Annotated in this window: 14 protein-coding genes; 10 read left to right on the top strand and 4 right to left on the bottom strand. The window is 69.9% G+C overall.

Features of this window, described 5'->3' with window-relative positions; genetic code table 11:
- Positions 1 to 124 precede the first annotated feature (124 nt).
- From ACFVYF_RS00815 to ACFVYF_RS00800, 4 genes are all read left to right on the top strand, one after another.
- The gene (locus ACFVYF_RS00815) at positions 125 to 1,111 is read left to right on the top strand and encodes a heme o synthase (RefSeq protein WP_389450556.1); all 987 of its coding nucleotides are present in this window, start codon (positions 125 to 127) and stop codon (positions 1,109 to 1,111) included.
- 104 nt (positions 1,112 to 1,215) lie between these two features.
- Positions 1,216 to 1,572 (top strand): hypothetical protein, encoded by a 357-nt coding sequence (locus ACFVYF_RS00810; RefSeq protein ID WP_389448714.1) that lies wholly within the window; start codon positions 1,216 to 1,218, stop codon positions 1,570 to 1,572.
- Positions 1,573 to 1,650: 78 nt separating this feature from the next.
- Complete coding sequence (locus ACFVYF_RS00805) at positions 1,651 to 2,757, top strand: amidohydrolase family protein (RefSeq protein ID WP_389448712.1); 1,107 nt, start codon at positions 1,651 to 1,653, stop codon at positions 2,755 to 2,757.
- A gap of 18 nt (positions 2,758 to 2,775) precedes the next feature.
- The gene (locus ACFVYF_RS00800; protein WP_389448709.1) at positions 2,776 to 3,528 is read left to right on the top strand and encodes a nucleotidyltransferase; all 753 of its coding nucleotides are present in this window, start codon (positions 2,776 to 2,778) and stop codon (positions 3,526 to 3,528) included.
- 10 nt (positions 3,529 to 3,538) lie between these two features.
- On the opposite strand, the gene ACFVYF_RS00795 is transcribed toward ACFVYF_RS00800, so the two are convergent.
- From ACFVYF_RS00795 to ACFVYF_RS00780, 4 genes are read right to left on the bottom strand one after another with little or no spacing between them, the layout of a single operon-like run.
- Entirely contained in the window at positions 3,539 to 4,546 is a 1,008-nt protein-coding gene (locus tag ACFVYF_RS00795) for a heme A synthase (RefSeq protein WP_389448706.1), read from the bottom strand.
- A 42-nt stretch (positions 4,547 to 4,588) separates the two neighbouring features.
- Positions 4,589 to 5,305, bottom strand: a complete 717-nt coding sequence (locus tag ACFVYF_RS00790) for an ABC transporter permease (RefSeq protein ID WP_389450553.1) — start codon at positions 5,303 to 5,305, stop codon at positions 4,589 to 4,591.
- A 50-nt stretch (positions 5,306 to 5,355) separates the two neighbouring features.
- Positions 5,356 to 6,279, bottom strand: a complete 924-nt coding sequence (locus tag ACFVYF_RS00785; protein ID WP_389448703.1) for an ABC transporter ATP-binding protein — start codon at positions 6,277 to 6,279, stop codon at positions 5,356 to 5,358.
- An 11-nt stretch (positions 6,280 to 6,290) separates the two neighbouring features.
- Positions 6,291 to 7,151: an aminoglycoside N(3)-acetyltransferase gene (locus tag ACFVYF_RS00780; protein WP_389448700.1), complete on the bottom strand. Its 861-nt coding sequence runs from the start codon at positions 7,149 to 7,151 to the stop codon at positions 6,291 to 6,293.
- 160 nt (positions 7,152 to 7,311) lie between these two features.
- Between ACFVYF_RS00780 and ACFVYF_RS00775 the strand changes: the two genes are divergently transcribed.
- Genes ACFVYF_RS00775 through ACFVYF_RS00750 form a run of 6 tightly spaced genes read left to right on the top strand, consistent with a single transcriptional unit; the run spans position 7,312 to position 13,078 of the window.
- Positions 7,312 to 8,043 carry a helix-turn-helix transcriptional regulator gene (locus ACFVYF_RS00775; protein ID WP_389448697.1) on the top strand — a complete coding sequence of 244 codons (732 nt, stop codon included), beginning with the start codon at positions 7,312 to 7,314 and terminating at the stop codon, positions 8,041 to 8,043.
- Positions 8,040 to 9,461 carry a Fe-S cluster assembly protein SufB gene (sufB, locus tag ACFVYF_RS00770; RefSeq protein ID WP_389448694.1) on the top strand — a complete coding sequence of 474 codons (1,422 nt, stop codon included), beginning with the start codon at positions 8,040 to 8,042 and terminating at the stop codon, positions 9,459 to 9,461. Before ACFVYF_RS00775 ends, sufB begins: the two co-directional genes overlap by 4 nt.
- Before the next feature lie 60 nt (positions 9,462 to 9,521).
- The gene (gene sufD, locus ACFVYF_RS00765; RefSeq protein WP_389448691.1) at positions 9,522 to 10,703 is read left to right on the top strand and encodes a Fe-S cluster assembly protein SufD; all 1,182 of its coding nucleotides are present in this window, start codon (positions 9,522 to 9,524) and stop codon (positions 10,701 to 10,703) included.
- Positions 10,703 to 11,032, top strand: a complete 330-nt coding sequence (locus ACFVYF_RS00760; protein ID WP_389448688.1) for a non-heme iron oxygenase ferredoxin subunit — start codon at positions 10,703 to 10,705, stop codon at positions 11,030 to 11,032. The genes sufD and ACFVYF_RS00760 overlap by 1 nt, the downstream gene beginning before the upstream one ends.
- Positions 11,033 to 11,039: 7 nt before the next feature.
- Entirely contained in the window at positions 11,040 to 11,825 is a 786-nt protein-coding gene (gene sufC / locus ACFVYF_RS00755; protein WP_389448685.1) for a Fe-S cluster assembly ATPase SufC, read from the top strand.
- On the top strand, positions 11,822 to 13,078 hold the full coding sequence (locus ACFVYF_RS00750) for a cysteine desulfurase (RefSeq protein WP_389448683.1): 1,257 nt from the start codon (positions 11,822 to 11,824) through the stop codon (positions 13,076 to 13,078). The genes sufC and ACFVYF_RS00750 overlap by 4 nt, the downstream gene beginning before the upstream one ends.
- Positions 13,079 to 13,087 lie beyond the last annotated feature (9 nt).

Raw genomic sequence — 13,087 nt, 5'->3', positions numbered from 1 at the left:
ACCGCCCAACACGACCCCACCCCCGCGAATGTCGGGGTATGGGCAACGTCTACAGTGGCGTGGTACGCGCGAGCCTTTACTGGGAGTTCACACCTGGGGGCTTGCTGGGATGTCTCTGTCAGGGGTGTGCGTGACGGCCGTCGAATCCCGTCCATTGGGTGGGGCCACCTCCCCCGCCTGTCCGGCTGTGGGGGAGCTCGAGGCAAGCAGCAGCCGGGGCCGGCGGCCGTTCGGGGCCCGTCTCAAGGCGTTCGTGGCGCTGACCAAGCCGCGGATCATCGAGCTGCTGCTGATCACGACCGTTCCGGTGATGTTCCTGGCCGAGCAGGGTGTGCCCGATCTGAAGCTGGTGCTCCTCACCTGCCTCGGCGGCTATCTCTCGGCCGGCGGTGCCAACGCCCTCAACATGTACATCGACCGTGACATCGACGCCCTGATGGAGCGGACCAACCAGCGGCCGCTGGTCACCGGCATGGTCAGCCCGCGCGAGTGCCTGGCCTTCGGCCTCTCGCTCGCCGCGGTGTCCACCCTGCTGTTCGGCCTGACGGTCAACTGGCTCTCGGCCTGGCTCTCCCTCGGCGCACTCCTCTTCTACGTCGTCGTCTACACGATGATCCTCAAGCGCCGCACCTCGCAGAACATCGTCTGGGGCGGTATCGCGGGCTGTATGCCGGTCCTCATCGGCTGGTCCTCGGTGACGAACTCGCTGTCGTGGGCGCCGGTCGTCCTCTTCCTTGTCATGTTCTTCTGGACGCCGCCGCACTACTGGCCGCTGTCCATGAAGGTGAAGGACGACTACGCGCGCGTGGGCGTGCCGATGCTGCCCGTCATCGCCTCGAACAAGGTGGTCGCCCGGCAGATCGTTCTCTACAGCTGGGTGATGGTCGCCGTCTCGCTGCTGCTCACCCCGCTCGGTTACACCGGATGGTTCTACACGACGGTCGCCCTGGTGGCCGGCGGCTGGTGGCTGTGGGAGGCGCACGCGCTGCAGAACCGCGCCAAGTCCGAGGCCGGGGGCGGCAAGCTCAAGGAGATGCGCCTCTTCCACTGGTCCATCACCTATGTCTCGCTGCTGTTCGTGGCGGTCGCGGTGGACCCCTTCCTGCGATAGGCCCCTCTTTCTTCCCGACGTTCCGTGTGACGGGCGGGGTGCGTGGTCAAAGCCACGCACCCCGCCCATCGCCGTTTGATCTACCCGTCGGTAGCATCCTGGCCATGGCAGACATCCAGCAGGCTGACGAGAACACCGGCGCCGCGCACGACACCAAGGCCGAGCGCAGGACCGCCCGGCTCGCCAAGGAGATCGCCGCCTTCGCCCGGGCGCACGGCGGGGCCGACGCCCAGGTCGCGTACCTCGGCCAGAAGGGCGCCCGGATCGTGCTCGTCGGCGAGGACGGCGGCTGGGGCGACCTCGTGGCGCCCACGTACGAGATCGCCGAGGCGGCCGTGAAGAAGGCCGGGGTCACCGTTCACGAGGCGTTCGACGGCGAGTTCGCGGCCAAGGTGAAGACCGGCCCGTACGAGTGGCAGCGGATGGCGGGGATCCAGCTGGGCGGCCCGCGCAACAGCTGAACCGGGCCGCGAGCAACACCTGACACCCGGTTCACCCGTTAGGGACCTGAGAAGCAGGGTCCAGCCACGGGAGTCCGGATGATCGAAACGCCGTCCCTCGTGGACCAGTACTGCCACGGCGTGCTGCGCACGGAGCTGGGCCTCGGCACCTTCGAGGCCCACCTCGCCCGGACCGAGGGCCCGGCCGCCTCCGGCACCACGTTCTTCGACACCCAGACCGGGTTCGCCGTACGCCGCTGGTGCCCGCCCCTGCTGGGCCTGGAGCCGCACTGCGCGCCCGCCCACTATCTCGCCCGGCGCCGTGAGCTGGGCGTCCTGGAGGCGGGCCGCCGGCTGCTGCGGGGCAGCGGCATCACGACCTACCTCGTCGACACCGGGCTGCCCGGCGACCTCACCGGACCCGGCGAGATGGCCAACACCGGAGCGGCCGACGCCCATGAGGTCATCCGGCTGGAGCTGCTCGCCGAACAGGTCGCCGATACCTCCGGCACCGTCGAGTCGTTCCTCGCCAACCTCGCCGAGTCCGTGCACGGCGCCTCCGCGAACGCCGTCGCCTTCACCTCCGTGGCCGGGGTCCGGCACGGACTGGCGCTCGCGCCCGAGCCGCCGGGACCGGGAGAGGTGCGCGGCGCGGCGGGGCGCTGGCTCGCCGGGCGGCGGGTCGGCGGGGAGCTGAGCGACCCGGTGCTGCTGCGCCATCTGCTGTGGATCGCCGTGGCCTCGGGGCTGCCCCTCCAACTCCACGCCGGTCTCGGCGAACCCGGGCTGCGGATCGACCGCACCGACCCGGTCCTGCTCACCGACTTCGCCCGTGCCACCGCCGGCCTCGGCACCGATCTCGTCCTGCTGCACGGCTACCCCTACCACCGGCACGCGGCCCACCTCGCCGGCGTCTTCTCCCACGTGTACGCCGACCTGGGCGCCTCCATGGTGCGTACGGGGGCCCGCGCGGCCGCCGTACTCGCGGAGATCCTGGAACTGGCCCCCTTCGGCAAGCTGCTCTTCTCCAGCGGCGCCCACGGGCTGCCGGAACTGCACGTGGTGGGCGCCCGCCTCTTCCGTGAGTCCCTCGCCCGGGTGCTCGGCACCTGGGTCGCCGAGGGCGCCTGGTCACTGGCGGACGCCCAGCGGGTGGCCGGGCTCATCGCCGCGGGAAACGCCCGCCGGGTGTACGGGCTGGCGTGAGCACCTCAGACTGGCCCCATGACCGACGACGCCACGGCCCGGCTCCTCGACCGCTTCCTCGCCGGGCTGCGCGCCCTCGCCCCCGTCGCCGTATGGGCGCACGGATCCCTGGCCGGGGGCGACTACCAGGAGGGACGCAGCGACCTGGACATGATCGCGGTCCTGGAGGGGCCGATCTCGCTCGCTACCGTCCGCCGGCTGGCCCGGCTGCACCGCGGGCTGCGCGACGAACCGCTCGCCCGGAAGCTGCACTGCAGCTATCTGACCCCCGACACCCTGGCCGGCGCGGAACGGTCCCATCTCACCTGGGCCCACAACGGGCTGATGAGACGCCCGGTCACCCCGGTCACCCGCCGTGAACTGCACGCCTTCGGGCTCGTCCGGCACGGTGATTCCCCCGGGGATCTGCTCCCGCCCCTGCCGGACGACGAGCTCCACGCCTTCGTCGTCCGCGACCAGAAGGAGTTCTGGCGGCCGGCGGTGCGCAAGGCGCGACTGTGGAAGCAGGACGTCTGGGTGGACCTGGGGATGGTCACGTTCGCCCGCGCGACCGTCACGCTGCGGGACGGCCGGCTGATCTCCAAACGGGAGGCCCTTGACCTCCTCCCGGAACTTGGCGCGCCCATCGACGTCGTCGAGGACATCCGGCGCCGGCGGTACGGCGATCCGGCGCCGTCCACCGACGGGTGGACGGTCCGCCGGCGCGAGCTGACCAGGAACTATCTGGGTCCCGCGATGGATGGCCTGGTGGCGGCGTACGCGGAGCGCTGACGCACGGGCCTCACGCGCGCGTGAGCGTCGCTTCCGCCGCCGGGCCCGGCAGGTCCGCCACGGTCAGCGGGCGTTCGCGCAGCGCCAGCAGGACGCGCACGACACCGATCCACACCAGGCAGGAGCCGAACATGTGGAGGCCGACCAGGGCCTCGGGGAGGTCCGTGAAGTACTGGACGTAGCCGATGACGCCCTGTCCGAGGAGGATCAGGAAGAGATCGCGCGTGCGGTCCAGCGGGCCCTTGGGGGCGTCGACCGCCTTGAGGACGAACCACAGGGCGAAGGTCAGCGTCACCACGATCCAGGCCAGTACGGAATGCAGCTTGGCGACCGTCTCCCAGTCGAGGGGAATCCGGTTGACCTTGCTGGAGTCGCCCGCGTGCGGTCCGGCTCCGGTGACGACCGTACCGACCGCGATCAGCAGAACGGCCGCGACGACCAGGAACCAGACCAGTTGCTGCACGGCCCTGCCGACCAGCGGACGCGGCTCGGCGTCGCCCTCGCGGGTGCGCTGCCACATCACCGTCGCGACGGTGATCAGTGCCGTGGAGAGCAGGAAGTGGGCGGCGACCGTGTACGGGTTGAGGCCCACCAGGACCACGATCCCGCCGAGGACCGCGTTGCTCATGACGATCCAGAACTGCGCCCAGCCCAGCCGCGTGAGACCGCGCCGCCACGGCTTCTGCGAGCGCGCGGCGATGATCGCCCAGCCGACCGCGGCACACAGCACATACGTCAGCATGCGGTTGCCGAACTCGATGACGCCGTGGAAGCCCATCGCACTGGTCGTGGTCAGCGAGTCGTCGGTGCACTTGGGCCAGGTCGGGCAGCCGAGCCCGGAACCGGTCAGCCGCACGGCGCCGCCGGTGACCACGATGACCACCGCCATGGCGAGCGCGGCGAGGGCCGCGCGCCGCACCGTCCGCGGCGCGGGGGTCCAGCGTTCGGCGATGAAGGCGAGCGGGCTGCGTACCGCGCGGAGGGCGTCGGCTCGGGTCACGTTGGGCACGCGCCCCATCGTAGGGGGCCGCTTGTGCACGCCTTCACGAGGGGGAGGTCTCTACTCCCACCGGAAGAATCGGGCGGCGGCCCCGAGCCCGAGCACCGCCCACACCGCGAGGATCCCGAGGTCCGCCCAGGGCATCCCGGCGCCGTGCTGGAGCACGTCCCGCAGGCCGTCGGAGAGCGCCGAGACGGGCAGCAGGCCGAGGACGTCCTGGGCGCCGGAGGGGAACTTGTCGAGTGGGACGATCACGCCGCCGCCGACCAGGAGCAGCAGGAAGACCAGGTTGGCGGCGGCCAGCGTCGCCTCCGCCTTCAGGGTGCCGGCCATCAGCAGGCCGAGCCCCGAGAACGCGGCGGTCCCCAGCACCAGCAGGAGCAGCACCGTCAGCGGGTTGCCGTGCGGTGACCAGCCCAGCGCGAAGGCGATCGCGGTCAGCAGGATCACCTGGAGGATCTCCGTGACCAGCACCGACGCCGTCTTGGCGGTCATCAGACCCCAGCGCGGCAGCGGCGAGGAGGCGAGCCGCTTGAGGACGCCGTACCGGCGCTCGAAGCCCGTCGCGATGGCCTGGCCCGTGAACGCAGTCGACATCACGGCGAGCGCGAGGATGCCGGGGGCCAGGAAGTCGACGGCGTCGCCCCCGCCCGTGTCGACGATGTCCACCGTGCTGAACAGCACCAGCAGCAGCGTCGGGATGACGACCGTGAGCAGGAGCTGCTCCCCGTTGCGCAGCAGCATCTTCGTCTCGAGGACGGCCTGGGCGCCGATCATGCGCGGCAGCGGAGCCGCACCCGGCTTCGGGGTGTAGGTGCCGGCGGTGGTCACGAACGCAGCTCCTTGCCGGTGAGCTCGAGAAAGACGTCTTCGAGGGTGTGGCGCTCGACGGAGATCTTCTCCGGCATCACGCCGTGCTGGGCGCACCAGGAGGTGACCGTCGCCAGGAGCTGGGGATCGACCTTCCCGCCCACCCGGTAGGCGCCCGGCGTCAGCTCGGCCGCCGTGCTGTCCGCAGGCAGGGCCTTCAGCAGTGAGCCCACGTCGAGCCCCGGGCGGCCGGTGAAGCGCAGGGTGTTCTCGGCGCCGCCGCGGCACAGGTCCTCGGGGGAGCCCTGCGCGACGACCCGGCCGGCGTCGATGATCGCTACATCGTCCGCGAGCTGCTCGGCCTCGTCCATGTGATGCGTGGTCAGGATGACGGAGACACCGTCGGTGCGCAGGTCGCGGACCAGGTCCCAGGTCGCCCGGCGGGCCTGCGGGTCGAGCCCCGCCGTCGGCTCGTCGAGGAAGACCAGCTCCGGGCGGCCCACCACGGCCATCGCGAGTGCGAGCCGCTGCTGCTGACCGCCGGACAGCCGCCGGTACGTCGTACGCCCGCAGCCGTCCAGGCCCAGCCGCTCGATCAGCCCGTCCACGTCCAGCGGATGGGCGTGCAGCCTCGCCACGTGGCGGAGCATCTCGTCGGCACGCGCGCCCGAGTAGACGCCGCCGGACTGGAGCATGACCCCGATCCGCGGACGCAGCCGTGCCGACTCCCGCACCGGGTCGAGGCCCAGGACGCGCACCGTGCCGGAGTCCGGCTTCCGGTACCCCTCGCAGGTCTCGACCGTCGTCGTCTTGCCCGCGCCGTTGGGCCCGAGTACAGCGGTGATGCCCGCTCGGGCCACCAGGTCGAGGCCGTCCACGGCGGTCTTCGTGCCGTACCGCTTCACCAGGGCCTGGACCTGGACCACGGGCTCGCTTCGCATGAGGCGCAAGTCTAGGGACGCGGCCGGGGATCCGGGCGGGCGGGGCCCCTCACCTGGTCGGCGGCCCATTCCTCGCGCGGCCGGTGCAGTGCCAGCCACCGCTGCGCGTACGCCACGGCGTCGGCCACCGGGAACAGGCGCACGTCGGCGGCGCCCACCCGGCCGCGTACGACGGGCCGGTCCCGTTCGAAGTCGGCGCCGAGTTCCTCGAAGCGGTCGGAGGTGATCGACACCTCCGTCACCACCTCCCAGCGGGGCGTTCCATCGGGTCCCAGGACCGGGCGGCCCACCTCGGCCAGCGGCGAAGGGATCCGGTACTCGGCCAGGTGGAAGGCGGTGCACGCGTCGTAGCCCGCGCCGAGCAGCAGGACCCGGGCGCCCATCGCCTCCAGACGGGCCAGCGGGCTGCGCTCGCCGAGCCGGCAGTCGGGCGCGTGCCCTTCGACGACCCGCGCCGCGCCCGGGCCGATCGCCGCGAAGGAGGTCTGGGGGTGTGCGCTGCGCAGGGCACCGGGCCAGGTGCGGACCGCCTCCGGGACCACACCGACGCCCCGGGTGGGCGTGATCAGCGGGTCGTAGGCGGGCATCGTCGCCCGGATGGCCGACCACCACTCCTCGGGAACCGGAGGACTGGCCCACAGCGCCGGGTCGGAGAGGTCGCCGGACTGGGTGGGAACCACCAGGGTCCCGGCCGGGCCAAGGGCGTCGAGCAGTCCCTGGACCACGGATATCGCGCCGCCGCAGACCCATCCCAGCGCGCTGAGCGAGGAGTGCGCGAGGACGGTCTCGCCGGGCCGGATCCCGAGCTCCCGCAGCTGTGCGGCGAGGGTGGCTCGGGTGACGAGTGGGCCGGTGGGAGGGGGTATGGGCACGTCCGGCAGTCTGCTGGAACGCTCCGGGGAACGCCACCGTATTGATCGATCAAAGATCGTTTCCGCAGGTCAGCTTAGGTATACCTAAGTGATGCGTGACACCGTCCACCGCTCGGGACGCGGGTTGTCAGGCTCTGAGGAATTACGCAACAATGGCGTTGTGAAAAACGTTGGCGAGGCTCCGCAGGAGGAACTCGCGACCGGTGAGCGGTCCACCCGCAACCGCGTCGCGCGCTCCATCCTGGACCACGGCCCGTCGACCGTCGCCGACCTCGCAGGCCGGCTGGGCCTCACCCACGCGGCCGTACGCCGGCATCTCGACACGCTCGTCGGCGACGACGTCGTGGAAGCCCGCGAGCAGCGCGTCTACGGCGCGCGTACGCGCGGCCGGCCCGCCAAGGTGTTCGCCCTGACGGACTGCGGCCGGGACGCATTCGACCAGTCCTACGACAAGCTGGCCGCGGACGCGCTGCGCTGGATCGCGGAGCGTGACGGCGGGGACGAGGCGCTCGTCGCCTTCGCCCGCGCCAGGATGGCCGCCCAGGCCGGGGCGTATCGCGAGGCCATCGAGGCCGCGACCCCCGAGGGCCGCACCGAAGCACTAGCCAAGGCCCTGAGCGTGGACGGGTACGCTGCTACGGCGCGTAGCGCACCGGTCGGCGAGCAGCTCTGCCAGCACCACTGCCCGGTCGCCCATGTCGCCGAGCAGTTCCCGCAGCTGTGCGAGGCGGAGACGGAGATCTTCTCCGAGCTGCTCGGTACGCACGTCCAGCGACTGGCCACCATCGCCCACGGCGACGGCGTCTGCACGACGTTCATCCCAAAGATTTCCAAGATCGACCAGCACGACCACACCGCATCTGCAAGCACGGCCGGGAGGAACCCCGCATGACTCTGCCCACGGAGACTGCCCATCCTGAGCTTGATGGCCTGGGCAACTACGAATACGGCTGGGCCGACTCCGACGCGGCCGGTGCCTCTGCCAAGCGCGGCATCAACGACGACGTCGTCCGGGACATCTCGGCGAAGAAGTCCGAGCCGGAGTGGATGACCAAGCTTCGCCTCAAGGGCCTGCGCCTGTTCGAGAAGAAGCCCATGCCGAACTGGGGCTCGGACCTCTCGGGCATCGACTTCGACAACATCAAGTACTTCGTGCGCTCCACGGAGAAGCAGGCGGAGTCCTGGGAGGACCTGCCCGAGGACATCAAGAACACGTACGACAAGCTCGGCATCCCCGAGGCGGAGAAGCAGCGCCTCGTCGCCGGTGTCGCGGCCCAGTACGAGTCCGAGGTGGTCTACCACCAGATCCGCGAGGACCTGGAGGAGCAGGGCGTCATCTTCCTGGACACCGACACGGCCCTGAAGCAGCACCCGGAGCTCTTCAAGGAGTACTTCGGCACCGTCATCCCCGTCGGTGACAACAAGTTCGCCTCGCTGAACACCGCCGTGTGGTCCGGTGGCTCGTTCATCTACGTGCCGAAGGGCGTGCACGTCGAGATCCCGCTCCAGGCCTACTTCCGTATCAACACGGAGAACATGGGCCAGTTCGAGCGGACGCTGATCATCGTCGACGAGGACGCCTACGTCCACTATGTCGAGGGCTGTACGGCGCCGATCTACAAGTCGGACTCCCTGCACTCCGCGGTGGTCGAGATCATCGTGAAGAAGGGCGCCCGCTGCCGCTACACGACCATTCAGAACTGGTCGAACAACGTCTACAACCTGGTCACCAAGCGCGCCGTGGCGTACGAGGGCGCGACCATGGAGTGGATCGACGGCAACATCGGCTCCAAGGTCACCATGAAGTACCCGGCCGTCTACCTGATGGGCGAGCACGCCAAGGGCGAGACCCTGTCCATCGCCTTCGCGGGCGAGGGCCAGCACCAGGACGCCGGCTCCAAGATGGTCCACATGGCGCCGAACACCTCCTCCAACATCGTCTCCAAGTCGGTGGCGCGCGGTGGCGGTCGTACGTCCTACCGCGGTCTCGTCGAGATCGGCGAGGGCGCCCACGGCTCCAAGTCGAACGTGCTGTGCGACGCGCTGCTCGTCGACACGATCTCCCGCTCCGACACGTACCCCTACGTGGACGTCCGCGAGGACGACGTGTCCATGGGCCACGAGGCGACCGTCTCCAAGGTCTCCGACGACCAGCTCTTCTACCTGATGAGCCGCGGCCTCTCCGAGTTCGAGGCGATGGCGATGATCGTGCGCGGCTTCGTCGAGCCGATCGCCAAGGAGCTGCCCATGGAGTACGCCCTTGAACTCAACCGGCTGATCGAGCTGCAGATGGAAGGCGCGGTCGGTTAAGACCCGCGGTCCCCAGGCAGCAGCGAATTTCTGACGTAGGAAGAGAGCAGACCGACAGCCATGGCTGAGGCTCAGATTATCCCCGTGGGCTCCACCACCGCGGGCCAGATCGCGGTGGCCGCCGAGTCGACCGTCGCCACGCGCATGAGCGCGCCCCCGTCCTTCGACGTGGCGGACTTCCCCGTCCCCCACGGCCGTGAGGAGGAGTGGCGGTTCACGCCGCTGGAGCGCCTGCGCGGGCTGCACGACGGCACCGCGGTCGCCACCGGCGACGGCGTGAAGGTCGACATCGAGGCGCCCGAGGGCGTCACGGTCGAGACCGTCGCCCGTGACGACGCCCGGATCGGCAGGGCCGGCACCCCGGTGGACCGCATCGCCGCCCAGGCGTACTCGGCGTTCGAGAAGGCCGGCGTGGTCACCGTCCCCAAGGACACGGTGCTCACGGAGCCGATCCGCATCGCCGTGCACGGCCAGGGCGGGGTCGCCTACGGCCACCAGGTCATCGAACTGGGCGCCTTCGCCGAGGCCGTCGTCGTCATCGACCACACCGGTGACGCCGTCCTAGCTGCCAACGTCGACTACCTCCTGGGCGACGGCGCCAAGCTGACCGTCGTCTCCGTCCAGGACTGGGACGACAAGGCCGTGCACGTGGGCCAGCACAACGCGCTGATCGGCCGGGACGCCACGTTCAAGTCGTTCGTGGTCACCTTCGGCGGCGACCTCGTACGTCTGCACCCGCGGGTCGCCTACGCCGGCACCGGCGGCGAGGCCGAGCTCTTCGGCCTCTACTTCACGGACGCCGGCCAGCACCAGGAGCACCGCCTCCTGGTCGACCACAACACCCCGCACTGCAAGTCGAACGTCGCCTACAAGGGCGCGCTCCAGGGCGACGGCGCGCACGCCGTGTGGATCGGTGACGTCCTCATCGAGGCCACCGCCGAGGGCACGGACACGTACGAGATGAACCGCAACCTCGTGCTGACCGACGGCGCCCGGGTCGACTCCGTACCGAACCTGGAGATCGAGACCGGTGAGATCGTCGGTGCCGGCCACGCCTCGGCGACCGGCCGCTTCGACGACGAGCAGCTCTTCTATCTGATGGCCCGCGGCATCCCGGCCGAGGAGGCCCGCCGTCTGGTGGTCCGCGGCTTCTTCGCCGAGCTGGTCCAGCAGATCGGCGTCGACGACATCGAAGAGCGTCTGCTGGTGAAGATCGACGAGGAGCTGGAGGCGTCGGTCTGATGACTGCCCCTTCGACGTTCCTGCGCGCCTGCGGCCTGAGCGAGCTGGAGGACGACACCCCGAAGCGGGTGGAGCTCGACGGCACGCCGGTCTCGGTCGTGAAGACCGAGGGGGAGGTGTTCGCGATCAACGACATCTGCTCGCACGCGAACGTCTCGCTCTCCGAGGGCGAGGTGGAGGACTGTCAGATCGAGTGCTGGCTGCACGGCTCCGCGTTCGACCTCCGCACCGGCAAGCCGTCCGGCCTTCCCGCGACGCGCCCCGTCCCCGTATACCCCGTAAAGATCGAAGGGGACGACGTGCTCGTCTCCCTTTCCCAGGAGTCCTGAGGCACCCATGGCAACGCTTGAAATCCGAGACCTGCACGTCACCGTCGAGGCCGACAACGCCACGAAGGAGATCCTCAAGGGCGTCGACCTCACCGTGAAGCAGGGCGAGACGCACGCCATCATGGGCCCGAACGGCTCCGGCAAGTCGACCCTCGCCTACTCGCTCGCGGGTCACCCGAAGTACACGATCACCGGCGGCACCGTCACGCTCGACGGCGAGGACGTCCTGGAGATGTCCGTCGACGAGCGCGCCCGCGCGGGCCTGTTCCTGGCGATGCAGTACCCGGTCGAGATCCCCGGCGTCTCCGTCTCCAACTTCCTGCGCACCTCCGCCACCGCCATCCGCGGTGAGGCCCCCAAGCTGCGGACGTGGGTGAAGGAGGTCAAGGAGACCATGGAGCGTCTCCACATGGACCCGGCCTTCGCCGAGCGCAACGTGAACGAGGGCTTCTCCGGCGGTGAGAAGAAGCGCCACGAGATCCTTCAGCTGGAGCTCCTCAAGCCGAAGATCGCGATCCTCGACGAGACCGACTCCGGCCTGGACGTCGACGCCCTGCGCGTCGTCTCCGAGGGCGTCAACCGGGTCCGTGAGAGCGGCGAGGTGGGCACCCTGCTCATCACCCACTACACGCGCATCCTGCGCTACATCAAGCCCGACTTCGTCCACGTCTTCTCCGCGGGCCGGATCGTCGAATCCGGCGGCGCCGAACTCGCCGACAAGCTGGAGAACGAGGGCTACGAGGCTTACGCGCTCCACGACACGGCCGACACGAAGGGTGGCGTATCCGCGTGACACAGTTGCCGGGCCTCCTCGACACCGAGGCGATCCGCAAGGACTTCCCCATCCTGGACCGCACGGTCCACGACGGCCGGAAGCTCGTGTACCTGGACAACGCGGCGACCTCGCAGAAGCCGCGCCAGGTGCTCGACGCCCTGAACGAGTACTACGAGCGCTACAACGCCAACGTCCACCGCGGTGTGCATGTGCTCGCCGAGGAGGCCACGGCGCTGTACGAGGGCGCGCGCGACAAGGTCGCCGCGTTCATCAACGCGCCGAGCCGCGACGAGGTGATCTTCACCAAGAACGCCTCCGAGTCGCTCAACCTCGTGGCGAACATGCTGGGCTGGGCGGACGAGCCCTACCGCGTGGACCACGAGACCGAGATCGTCATCACGGAGATGGAGCACCACTCCAACATCGTCCCGTGGCAGCTGCTGTCGCAGCGCACGGGCGCGAAGCTGAAGTGGTTCGGCCTCACCGACGACGGCCGCCTCGACCTGTCCAACATCGACGAGATCATCACCGAGAAGACGAAGATCGTCTCCTTCGTGCTGGTCTCCAACATCCTGGGCACGGTCAACCCGGTCGAGAAGATAGTGCGCCGTGCGCAGGAGGTCGGGGCCCTGGTCCTGATCGACGCCTCCCAGGCCGCGCCGCACATGCCGCTGGACGTACAGGCCCTCCAGGCCGACTTCGTGGCCTTCACCGGCCACAAGATGTGCGGTCCGACGGGCATCGGCGTGCTCTGGGGCCGCCAGGAGCTCCTGGAGGACCTGCCCCCGTTCCTCGGCGGCGGCGAGATGATCGAGACGGTGTCGATGCACTCGTCGACATACGCTCCCGCCCCCCACAAGTTCGAGGCGGGCACGCCTCCGATCGCGCAGGCGGTCGGTCTGGGCGCGGCGATCGACTATCTGAGCTCGATCGGCATGGACAAGGTCCTCGCCCACGAGCACGCGCTCACCGAGTACGCGGTGAAGAGGTTCGCGGAGGTCCCGGGCCTGCGGATCATCGGCCCGACGACGGCCGAGGACCGCGGCGCGGCGATCTCGTTCACGCTGGGTGACATCCACCCGCACGACGTGGGCCAGGTCCTGGACGAGCAGGGCATCGCGGTCCGGGTCGGCCACCACTGCGCCCGCCCCGTCTGCCTGCGCTACGGAATTCCTGCGACCACGCGAGCGTCGTTCTATCTGTACTCCACGCCGGCCGAGATCGATGCTCTGGTCGACGGTCTGGAGCACGTACGGAACTTCTTCGGCTGAAGGGCTGGT

Source organism: Streptomyces sp. NPDC058274 (assembly GCF_042881375.1).
Lineage (GTDB): Bacteria > Actinomycetota > Actinomycetes > Streptomycetales > Streptomycetaceae > Streptomyces.
Note: the sequence above shows the minus strand (reverse complement) of the source record. Positions and strands in the feature narration are given on the sequence as shown.